The sequence below is a fragment of the Pseudomonas sp. GW823-FHT02C05 genome, from assembly GCF_058797595.1.
In genome coordinates this window covers 1074249-1083285 of record NZ_JBXAJU010000003.1, presented here as the reverse complement: position 1 = coordinate 1083285, position 9037 = coordinate 1074249, and the positions used below count along the sequence as shown (strand labels likewise).

The window sequence follows — 9037 nt, the reverse complement described above, 5'->3', positions numbered from 1 at the left end:
AGCGTTACACGCTGCTGTCAACACCTCTTTTCAACCGCTTTCGACCGAGAGGATCGAATCGTTAATAAGGCGAAAACCGACTGCCTTACCAACTGCTTCTGGCTTCGATGAACTGAAGCGTAACCGCTGTCGAAAACTGCGTAACTCGTTGAATCTCAATGAGTTTTCCGTTTCGACTGCGCCGGAAGTGGGGCGAATTATAGACCTGTAGAATCTGCCGTCAAGGGTTAATTTGCATTTTCTATGATCAGCCGCAAAACAGCCCATTCGCAGCTTCTATATAGAGGCGTAAAAAAGACCATGCGCACTATATTGCTCATCCGTGATTAGTTGAGCATCATGTTCCAGGTGCCCCTCCCCCAACACTCTGGATGACCCCTTGCATGAATGACCAACCGCGCAGCCTTGCCTCGACCCTGTTTCCGGTGGGGCTGCTGCTTATTGCCATGGCCTCGATTCAATCAGGAGCCTCACTGGCCAAGAGCATGTTCCCAATCGTTGGCGCACAAGGAACCACAACCCTGCGGCTGATTTTCGCCAGCATCATCATGCTGCTTCTATTAAGACCCTGGCGCGCCAAGTTCACCACCAACACCCTGCGCACCGTGATCATCTACGGCATGGCCCTGGGCGGCATGAACTTCCTCTTCTATATGTCCCTCAGGAGTGTCCCTCTGGGCATCGCCGTCGCCCTCGAGTTCACAGGCCCCCTCGCAGTAGCCATCTATGCGTCACGCAAGGCCATAGACTTCCTGTGGATCGCTCTGGCTATCGTCGGGCTGCTACTGCTTATTCCCACCGGAGCCACAGAAACAGCCATCGACCTAGTCGGTGCAGGCTATGCACTGGGGGCCGGGGTCTGCTGGGCGCTGTACATACTCTTCGGACAGAAGGCCGGAGCCGAGAACGGCATTCAGACCGCCGCCCTGGGCGTCATGATTGCCGCTCTCTTTGTCGCCCCCATAGGCATAGTCCATGCCGGCGCCGCACTACTGACTCCCTCCCTGATCCCGGTTGCCCTGGGAGTCGCCATCTTGTCCACAGCCCTCCCCTATAGCCTGGAGATGGTTGCCCTGACTCGCATGCCAGCCCGGACCTTCGGCACCCTGATGAGTATCGAGCCCGCTTTCGGCGCGCTTTCGGGCCTGTTGTTCCTCCACGAGTACCTGTCCCTGTCCCAGTGGACGGCAATCGCTTGCATCATCCTGGCTTCCGTAGGCGCCACCATGACCATGCGCCGCGAGGCCAAACCAATAGTTGCAGTTGATTGAGATTCAACTCTGGTAATTGGTGCTCATTTAGGCCATGTTTAGCCGGCTACTCAACGTCGCCCAGGGAGTTGCCGGACAGGGATATCGCACACGCAAAAGACGACAGGTAATGCAGTCACACTCGGACGCCAGATCCGGGGCTAGCGATAAGGACGGGGATGAAACGATTTTTGATACTGTTGGCCGTACTTGCAATTGCAGGCTGCGCGGCTACCGCGAAAACCGAAGTCAAACGGGGCAAGAAAGGACTCCACATCAACTGCTCGGGTTTATCTTCTTCCTGGGAAAAGTGCTACACCAAGGCGACTGAGTCCTGCGGCCCCAAAGGCTACAAGGTCATCGCCAAGTCCGGTGATGCCGTGGAAGACCCAGGCGACTACCCCTTCGGCCTGAACCCTGCCGGCTACACCAGCCGCAGCATGATCGTCATCTGCAAATAGCCTTGCCGGTCAACTTGCGGGCAGCCGCTCCAGCTGCCCGATGATCTGCTCATGGCTGGACGCCAGCACCTGATGCTGAATGGCTGGGTTCACCAGCATTCGCGCTACCACCAACGCGCCAACGCACTGGGACAGGATCGACCAGGCCAGGCTCTCGCTGCCCAGAGTCTGCGCCCAAGCCTGGTGCAAGCGGCAGATCCAGTCCTGCGCCTCCTGCCGCACCTCTAGGCTCCCCCGGGCAATCTCCGCACCCAATGCCGGCAGTGCGCAGCCAGCACCCGGCTGTTGCAGATGCGCCACGCTCAAGTACTGCTTCAGGCAGCGACGCAACTTCTCCTGATTCTGCTGCCCCTCCCCGCCCAGGCGCGCCAGGCTCTGGCTCAACTCGCGCTCGACAATCGAGCTGAACAATTCGTCCTTGGAGGTGAAGTGGCTATAGAAAGCCCCGCCACTCAGGCCAATGGCTTTCATCAAGGCATCCACCCCCACAGTGGAAAAACCTTCGTTCTTGGCCTGCGCCGCGCTGCTTTGCAGCAGACGCTCGCGAGTTTCCTGCTTGTGACTGGCTGAATAACGCATTCCCTGACGGGCTCCCAAGTTTTCTTGACGACGGAAAAATCATAGCATAACGTTCGTTTAGTTAACGATCGTTTACCAAAGAGCGAACCTCCCATGACTGCAACCTTGAACAAGAACAAAGTCGTACTGGTAGTGGGTGCCGGCGACGCGACCGGCGGTGCCATTGCCAAGCGTTTCGCCGCCGAAGGCTTTATTGCCTGCATGACCCGCCGCAGCGCGGACAAACTGCAACCCCTGGTGGACGCCATCCAGCAGTCCGGCGGCCAGGCCCATGGTTTTGGCTGTGATGCACGCAAAGAGGAAGACGTGATCGCGCTGATCGAGCAGATCGAAACCCAGATCGGCCCTATCGAGGCCTTTGTCTTCAATATTGGCGCCAATGTGCCCTGCAGCATTCTTGAAGAAACCGCACGCAAGTATTTCAAGATCTGGGAAATGGCCTGCTTTTCGGGCTTTCTCAATGCGCGGGAAGTGGCCAAGCGCATGGCCAAACGCCAACGCGGCACTATTCTGTTCACCGGCGCCACCGCAGGCGTACGCGGTGCCGCCGGCTTTGCCGCCTTCGCCGGGGCCAAGCACGGCATTCGCGCCCTGGCCCAGAGCATGGCGCGGGAACTGGGCCCCCTGAACATCCATGTCGGCCATGTCATCGTCGACGGTGCCATCGACACCGATTTCATCCGTACCAGCTTTCCCGAAAAATACGCCCTCAAGGACCAGGACGGCATCCTCAACCCCGAGCATATCGCCGAAAACTACTGGTACCTGCACAGCCAGCCCCGGGACGCCTGGACCTTCGAGCTGGACCTGCGCCCGTGGAACGAACGCTGGTAAGGCCTTCTCCAATAACAACAATCAAGGAGTCTGAAACATGAGCAAAAAGGTGGAGTTCTTCTTCGACCTGGGCAGCCCGACCTCATACCTGGCCTATACCCAACTGCCAAAAATCTGCGCCGAAACCGATAGCCAGCTGGTGTATCAGCCCATGCTGCTGGGCGGGGTCTTCAAGACCACCGGCAACGCTTCCCCCATCAGTGTTCCCGCCAAGGGCCGGTACATGCTGCACGACCTGGCGCGCTTTGCCCGGCGCTATGGGGTGGAGCTCAACTTCAATCCGCACTTTCCCATCAATACCCTGCTGCTGATGCGCGCCACCACCGGGGTTCAACTGCGCCTGCCGGAACGTTTCGGCGAATTCCTCGACTGCCTGTTCCGTGCGCTCTGGGTGGACAAACGCAACCTCAACGACCCGGCCACCATCACCCAGGTCCTGGAACAAGGTGGCTTCGACCCGCAGCAGATCCTCGACCTGAGCAATGACGAAGAGGTCAAGGCCGCCCTCAAGGACAAGACCGAACAGGCGTTGCAAAAAGGTGTGTTCGGCGCGCCCAGCATGTTCGTGGGAGACGAACTGTTCTTTGGCCAGGACCGCCTGGATTTCGTCCGCGAAGCCTTGAACGCGCCGTAACCTGCCCTGTCCCTGGCAGCGGCCGCGCCATTGCCAGGAGCCCATCGCGTGACGTCACCCGCCTTGCGCGGGTGACATCTTTCCTCAGATAGCCGCAGTACGAACCTGCAACCACTCCAGGGCCGGGCCCTCCAGCAGCGGGCTGAGGCGGCGGCGGACTTCGGCGTGATAGCCGTTGAACCATTCGCGCTCATCCTCGGTGAGCAGCGATGGCTCCAGGCAACGGGTATCGATCGGGCACAGGGTGAGGGTTTCGAAGTTCAGAAACTCACCGAACTCGGTCTTGCCCGCCTCACGGTTGAGCGCCAGGTTCTCGATTCGTACGCCCCAGCGGCCAGGGCGGTAGGTCCCGGGTTCGATCGAAGTGATCATCCCCGGTTGCATCGCGGTTTGCGGCGTCGCTGCGGCCTGATAGGCAATCACCTGCGGGCCTTCGTGAACGTTGAGAAAATAACCAACGCCATGCCCGGTGCCGTGCCCGTAGTCCACACCTTCGGCCCAGATCGGCGCCCGGGCGATGGCATCCAGCAACGGCGACAGAATGCCCCGCGGAAACTGCGCCCGGGACAGCGCGATAACGCCCTTGAGCACCCGGGTGCAATCGCGCTTCTGCTCGGCACTCGGCGTCCCCACCGGCACCATGCGCGTGATATCGGTGGTGCCCCCCAGGTACTGGCCGCCGGAATCGATCAGCAACAGGCCATCACCCTCGATCACCGCATGCTCTTCAGGCGTGGCGTGGTAATGGGGCATGGCGCCGTTGGCGTTGAACGCAGCAATGGTATTGAAGCTTAGCGAGACATAACCCGGGCGCCGTTCACGGGCGGCCGTCAGGCGCTCATCGATGGTCAGTTCGGTAATGCGCTCACGCCCCAGGGCGCTGTCCAGCCAGGCGAAGAATTCGCAGAGCGCCGCGCCATCCTGCTCCATGGCCTGGCGAATGTACTCGGCGTCCGCCAGGCTCTTGCGCGACTTGGCCAGGGTGGTGGGGTTGAGCCCCTCCAGCAGCTTCACCCCGGGGTTCAGGTGCTCCAGCAAGCCCGCGGTGACGCGCGCCGGGTCGATCTGCAACGCTACGCCTTCCGGCACTGCCTGCAAGGCCGCGGACACCTCTGAATAGTCGCGCAGGCTGACGCCATCCACCTCCAGTTGCGCGCGCAATGCCTCATCGACCTTGCTCAAGGCCACGAACAAGGTCGCCTGCTGCTGGCTGATCAGGGCAAAGGAGACAAACACCGGGTTGAAGGACACATCGGCGCCGCGCAGGTTGAACAGCCAGGCAATGTCATCGAGGGTAGCGATGAAATGCCAGTCGGCGCCGCGCTCCTTGAGGGTTGCGCGCAACGCCGCAAGCTTCTCGACCCGGCTCTGGGTGGCCTGGGGCGGCAGATGCTGATAGACCGGTTGATCGGGCAATGACGGACGGTCGTTCCAGGCTTCCTGTAGCAGGTCGATATCGGTACGCAGGCTGGCCCCGCGTTCCTGCAGCTTGCTGCCCAGGGTACGGGCCGAAGCCAAGGCCATGACCGCGCCGTCCACCGCCACCACCGCACCTTGCGGGGTCTGCTCGGCCAGCCAGTCCAGGGGCCCGGGCTGGCCCGGTTGCAACTTCACCAGTTCGATGCCGCTGCCCTTGAGTTCCTTGGTGGCCTGCTCCCAGTAACGGCTGTCGGCCCATACGCCGGCAAAGTCAGCGGTCACGATCAAGGTCCCGACCGACCCATGAAACCCCGACAGCCACTGGCGCCCTTGCCAGTAGCCCGGCAGGTATTCCGACAGGTGCGGGTCGGCCGAGGGCACCAGCAAGGCGTGAATGCCTTCGCGGCTCATCAGCTGACGGACATGCGCCAAGCGCTGGGGGACCACTCCATTGGTCGAAGGCTGGGTACTCATTGTGTCTCCTTAACCGGCTTAATCATTGTTATGGAAGATCGAAGTCACTCGACCCTCAAGGTTGTGTTGTGGCCCAGAACGCAGGGGCTGAGGCGGTCGCCGCCTGGATCAGTTGAGCGGCGCGATCCACATCCTGTTCGCAGGTGAAACGCCCGAGGCTCAAGCGGATGGTCCGCGCGGCCTGCCCGGCATCATGCCCTAGCGCCAGCAATACATGGGAAGGCGCATTGCTTGCCGAGTTGCAGGCCGAAGTCGCGGAAAAGGCCAGGGCCGCGCCCAACGCCGCCCCATCAAAACCTCCCTCGGTGAAGGTCAGGCTCAGAGTGTGGGGAATGCGCTGGGTGACACTGCCATTCAAGCGCAGGCCGGCGATACCCGCCAGTTGCTCCAGCAGGCGCCCGCGCAGACGCACTATGGCGGCGGTTTCTTCCTCGAACAGTTCGCCGGCCAGGGCGAAGGCGGCGCCCATGGCCGCGATCTGGTGGGTGGCCAGGGTTCCGGAGCGCAAGCCGCCCTCATGGCCGCCGCCATGAATCTGCGCCTGCACGTGTTGCTGCGCCCGCGGCCCGACATACAGCGCGCCGATGCCCTTGGGGCCATATAGCTTATGGGCCGAGAACGACATCAGGTCCACCGGCCACCGGGCCAGATCGATGGCCACCTTGCCCGCACCCTGGGCGGCATCCACATGCAATAGGGCGCCACGCTCACGCACCACCTGGCCAATGGCCGGAATGTCGTTGAGGGTGCCCAGTTCGTTGTTCACCAGCATCAGCGACACCAGGAAGGTGTCGTCGCGCAGGGCTTCGCTGACCGCTTGCGCGGTGATCAGGCCATCGGCATCCGGCACCAGGTAGGTCACTGCGACCCCGGCCTCCTGCAGTTGCCGGGCGGTGTCGAGCACCGCCTTGTGTTCGATCTGGCTGGTGATGACATGGCCGCCGCTCACGCCCCGGGCCTGCATCACCCCCTTGAGGGCCAGGTTGTTGGATTCGGTAGCGCCGGAGGTCCAGACAATCTGCTCGGGCTGCGCGCCGACCAGTTGTGCCACTTGTTGCCGGGCGCGCTCGACGTAACCCCGCGCTTCCCGGCCAAAGGCGTGTGAACTGGACGCCGGATTGCCGAAATGGGCGTTGAAACCCAGGCACTCCAGCATGACCTGAATGACTCGCTCATCCACCGGCGTGGTGGCGGCGTAGTCGAAATAAAGAGGACGCTTGTTCATGACTGAAAACCCGCAGAGCTTGTTCCAGGGTCGGCATATGCTGGCAAAAAGGCGAGGCAGCCACGCGCCTTGTATAGGCGGCGCGGCAAATGCTGGCCTTGAGCAATACCCGATCGGATGCAGTTAAAGAAGAACATCTTCGTTTAAAAGTGCGTAGGAACGCTCCTGCATCGCAGCTTACAGGCTCGAGGCAGCGCCATGAAGCGCCGTTCAACTCATCTTTTCGAACAACAGCGGTGCCAGGGAAAGCACCAGCAAGGCGGCCATCAACAGATTGAACAGGCGCAACCAGCGCGGGTTGCGCAACACATTGCGCAGCAGGCTGCCGCACGCAGCCCAGAGGCTCACCGTGGGCGCATTGATCAGCGCGAACACCGCGGCAATCACCAGCACATTGGTGAAGTAGCCCTGCAACGGGGTATAGGTACTGATGGCCCCCACTGCCATGACCCAGGCCTTGGGATTGACCCACTGGAACGCCGCGGCGCCCCAATAGCCCAGCGGCCGGCCGTGGTGCTGCTGTTCATCGGACAGCGGCCCGGAACGGGCAATCTTCCACGCCAGGTACAGAAGGTACGCTGCGCCAACGTAGCGCAGCACGCTGTACAGCAGCGGGTAGGCCTCGAACACCGCCCCCAGGCCCAGGCCGACCGCCAGCACCAGGACAAAGAAGCCGCAGCTGATGCCGAGGATGTGGGGAATGGAACGGTTGAAGCCGAAGTTCACCCCCGAGGCCAGCAACATAGTGTTGTTGGGACCGGGCGTGATGGAAGTGACCAGGGCAAACAGGGCGAAGGCCAACAGCAGGTCAGGGGAAAGGCTCATGGGGGCAAGGTCCGGGGCAGGTCGATCAGGCCTCGACCCTAACCCAGCCTCAGGCTGAAACCCACGGACAGTTGCTGAAAACTTGGACCAGTACAGTTCTTCTCAACTGGCAGGTTGATGGCGACTGATATTGCGCTGTGCACTCATTTCACCCTGGCTGTCGAAGCTCGCCGGGCGGCCCAGCAACTCGGCCTTTTTCTGCTGGTATTCATCGAAGGACAAACCGCGCCGGTTCAACGCCTCCATAGCCAGCTCCCGGGTTTCCTGCGCGGTATAGGGCCGCAACTCCGGTGCACCGGGGCTGGCACAACCGGCCAGCACACTGGAAACCAACAACAGCAAGACAGCAGAGAAAGCCTTCATGGCGAGCACCTGGGGCGGGTTGCGAACAATGGACACAGGCTACTCGCGCGCCATCAGCGGCAAAAATCACCCTGCTCGATAGTGGCTATCGATCGTTCCAAGGCCAGGGCGCTGCTCACCTTTATATTCCATAAAGCTCTATAAATATGAAAACAAGCTCTTTTAAGGAATAACAACAAGCCTTTATAACAGTCCCATCTCGCCCGCCAACTGTTGCCAGAGCAACTGTTGGCCAGGCAACAGCCGATCAACAAAACAGCGGTTGGGCAACAGCACCCGGCAACTGCAGATCAGCGCAAAACCGCGCCGTACAAGGGCTGCAAGTCTTTGGTACAGCTCTTGCTCCAGAGCCCGGGACCTGCCACTGCTCGTTGAGCCACTGTTTAAAAAGGAACTGATCATGTCCCGCCCCTTGAACGTCGTAGCCCTTTCCGGTGGAACCTGGCGCCCATCGCGCACCCTGGTGCTGACCCAGGCCCTGCTGGCTGAACTGTCCGGGCACCTGTCCTTCAACGCCCACCTGATCGAACTGGGGGATATCGCCCGCCCGGTGGGTGCCGCCCTGTCGCGCCAGGAACTGCCGGCCGAGGTTGAAGCCGAACTCCAGGCCATCGAGAACGCCGACCTGCTGATCGTCGCCGCCCCGGTGTATCGCGGTTCCTATCCCGGCCTGCTCAAGCACCTGTTCGACCTGATCGATCTCAATGCCCTGATCGATACCCCGGTGCTGCTGGCCGCGACGGGTGGCAGCGAACGCCATGCCCTGGTTCTGGATCACCAGCTACGCCCACTGTTCAGTTTCTTCCAGGCCCTGACCCTGCCGATCGGCGTGTACGCCACCGAGGCCGACTTCAGCAATTACCAGATCACCAGCGACCTGCTCAAAGCGCGCATCCAGCTCGCCGCCGAACGGGCCGCGCCGCTGTTTCGCGCCCACCCGACCCACCTGCTGAAAATCGCCTGAGGAACTGTC

At 61.2% G+C, this 9037-nt stretch carries 11 protein-coding genes; 6 read left to right on the top strand and 5 right to left on the bottom strand.

Annotated features, from left to right (window positions below):
- The 3 genes from AC1RGE_RS21380 to AC1RGE_RS21370 all read left to right on the top strand — a co-directional run.
- A partial coding sequence (locus AC1RGE_RS21380) for a hypothetical protein (RefSeq protein WP_492584971.1) occupies positions 1 to 211 on the top strand: 211 nt, incomplete at its 5' end.
- Between the two features lie 172 nt (positions 212 to 383).
- A complete protein-coding gene (gene rhtA, locus AC1RGE_RS21375; RefSeq protein WP_011062422.1) occupies positions 384 to 1271 on the top strand; it encodes a threonine/homoserine exporter RhtA in 888 nt (295 codons plus the stop codon).
- A gap of 158 nt (positions 1272 to 1429) precedes the next feature.
- Complete coding sequence (locus AC1RGE_RS21370; RefSeq protein WP_011062423.1) at positions 1430 to 1711, top strand: hypothetical protein; 282 nt, start codon at positions 1430 to 1432, stop codon at positions 1709 to 1711.
- Positions 1712 to 1720: 9 nt separating this feature from the next.
- Here the strand turns inward: AC1RGE_RS21370 and AC1RGE_RS21365 are convergent, their stop codons facing one another.
- A complete protein-coding gene (locus tag AC1RGE_RS21365) occupies positions 1721 to 2290 on the bottom strand; it encodes a TetR/AcrR family transcriptional regulator (RefSeq protein WP_011062424.1) in 570 nt (189 codons plus the stop codon).
- Between the two features lie 93 nt (positions 2291 to 2383).
- On the opposite strand from AC1RGE_RS21365, the gene AC1RGE_RS21360 reads away from it, so the two are divergent.
- A complete protein-coding gene (locus AC1RGE_RS21360; protein ID WP_019092954.1) occupies positions 2384 to 3124 on the top strand; it encodes an SDR family oxidoreductase in 741 nt (246 codons plus the stop codon).
- Between the two features lie 37 nt (positions 3125 to 3161).
- On the top strand, positions 3162 to 3758 hold the full coding sequence (locus AC1RGE_RS21355) for a 2-hydroxychromene-2-carboxylate isomerase (RefSeq protein ID WP_011062426.1): 597 nt from the start codon (positions 3162 to 3164) through the stop codon (positions 3756 to 3758).
- Between the two features lie 84 nt (positions 3759 to 3842).
- Here the strand turns inward: AC1RGE_RS21355 and AC1RGE_RS21350 are convergent, their stop codons facing one another.
- From AC1RGE_RS21350 to AC1RGE_RS21335, 4 genes are all read right to left on the bottom strand, one after another.
- A complete protein-coding gene (locus AC1RGE_RS21350) occupies positions 3843 to 5651 on the bottom strand; it encodes an aminopeptidase P family protein (protein ID WP_401262125.1) in 1809 nt (602 codons plus the stop codon).
- Positions 5652 to 5706: 55 nt separating this feature from the next.
- Positions 5707 to 6876 (bottom strand): cysteine desulfurase family protein, encoded by a 1170-nt coding sequence (locus AC1RGE_RS21345; protein WP_053159622.1) that lies wholly within the window; start codon positions 6874 to 6876, stop codon positions 5707 to 5709.
- Between the two features lie 210 nt (positions 6877 to 7086).
- Positions 7087 to 7701, bottom strand: coding sequence for a LysE family translocator (locus AC1RGE_RS21340; RefSeq protein WP_015636467.1), 615 nt, complete (start codon positions 7699 to 7701; stop codon positions 7087 to 7089).
- 102 nt (positions 7702 to 7803) lie between these two features.
- Entirely contained in the window at positions 7804 to 8064 is a 261-nt protein-coding gene (locus AC1RGE_RS21335; protein WP_019092950.1) for a hypothetical protein, read from the bottom strand.
- 400 nt (positions 8065 to 8464) lie between these two features.
- On the opposite strand from AC1RGE_RS21335, the gene msuE reads away from it, so the two are divergent.
- Positions 8465 to 9028 (top strand): FMN reductase, encoded by a 564-nt coding sequence (msuE, locus tag AC1RGE_RS21330; RefSeq protein ID WP_015636469.1) that lies wholly within the window; start codon positions 8465 to 8467, stop codon positions 9026 to 9028.
- Positions 9029 to 9037 lie beyond the last annotated feature (9 nt).

Coding starts and splice junctions, on each gene's coding strand:
- AC1RGE_RS21340 (WP_015636467.1), bottom strand. CDS start 7,701: ATGAGCCTTTCCCCTGACCTGCTGTTGGCCTTCGCCCTGTTTGCCCTG.
- msuE (WP_015636469.1), top strand. CDS start 8,465: ATGTCCCGCCCCTTGAACGTCGTAGCCCTTTCCGGTGGAACCTGGCGC.
- rhtA (WP_011062422.1), top strand. CDS start 384: ATGAATGACCAACCGCGCAGCCTTGCCTCGACCCTGTTTCCGGTGGGG.
- AC1RGE_RS21335 (WP_019092950.1), bottom strand. CDS start 8,064: ATGAAGGCTTTCTCTGCTGTCTTGCTGTTGTTGGTTTCCAGTGTGCTG.
- AC1RGE_RS21345 (WP_053159622.1), bottom strand. CDS start 6,876: ATGAACAAGCGTCCTCTTTATTTCGACTACGCCGCCACCACGCCGGTG.
- AC1RGE_RS21370 (WP_011062423.1), top strand. CDS start 1,430: ATGAAACGATTTTTGATACTGTTGGCCGTACTTGCAATTGCAGGCTGC.
- AC1RGE_RS21350 (WP_401262125.1), bottom strand. CDS start 5,651: ATGAGTACCCAGCCTTCGACCAATGGAGTGGTCCCCCAGCGCTTGGCG.
- AC1RGE_RS21355 (WP_011062426.1), top strand. CDS start 3,162: ATGAGCAAAAAGGTGGAGTTCTTCTTCGACCTGGGCAGCCCGACCTCA.
- AC1RGE_RS21365 (WP_011062424.1), bottom strand. CDS start 2,290: ATGCGTTATTCAGCCAGTCACAAGCAGGAAACTCGCGAGCGTCTGCTG.
- AC1RGE_RS21360 (WP_019092954.1), top strand. CDS start 2,384: ATGACTGCAACCTTGAACAAGAACAAAGTCGTACTGGTAGTGGGTGCC.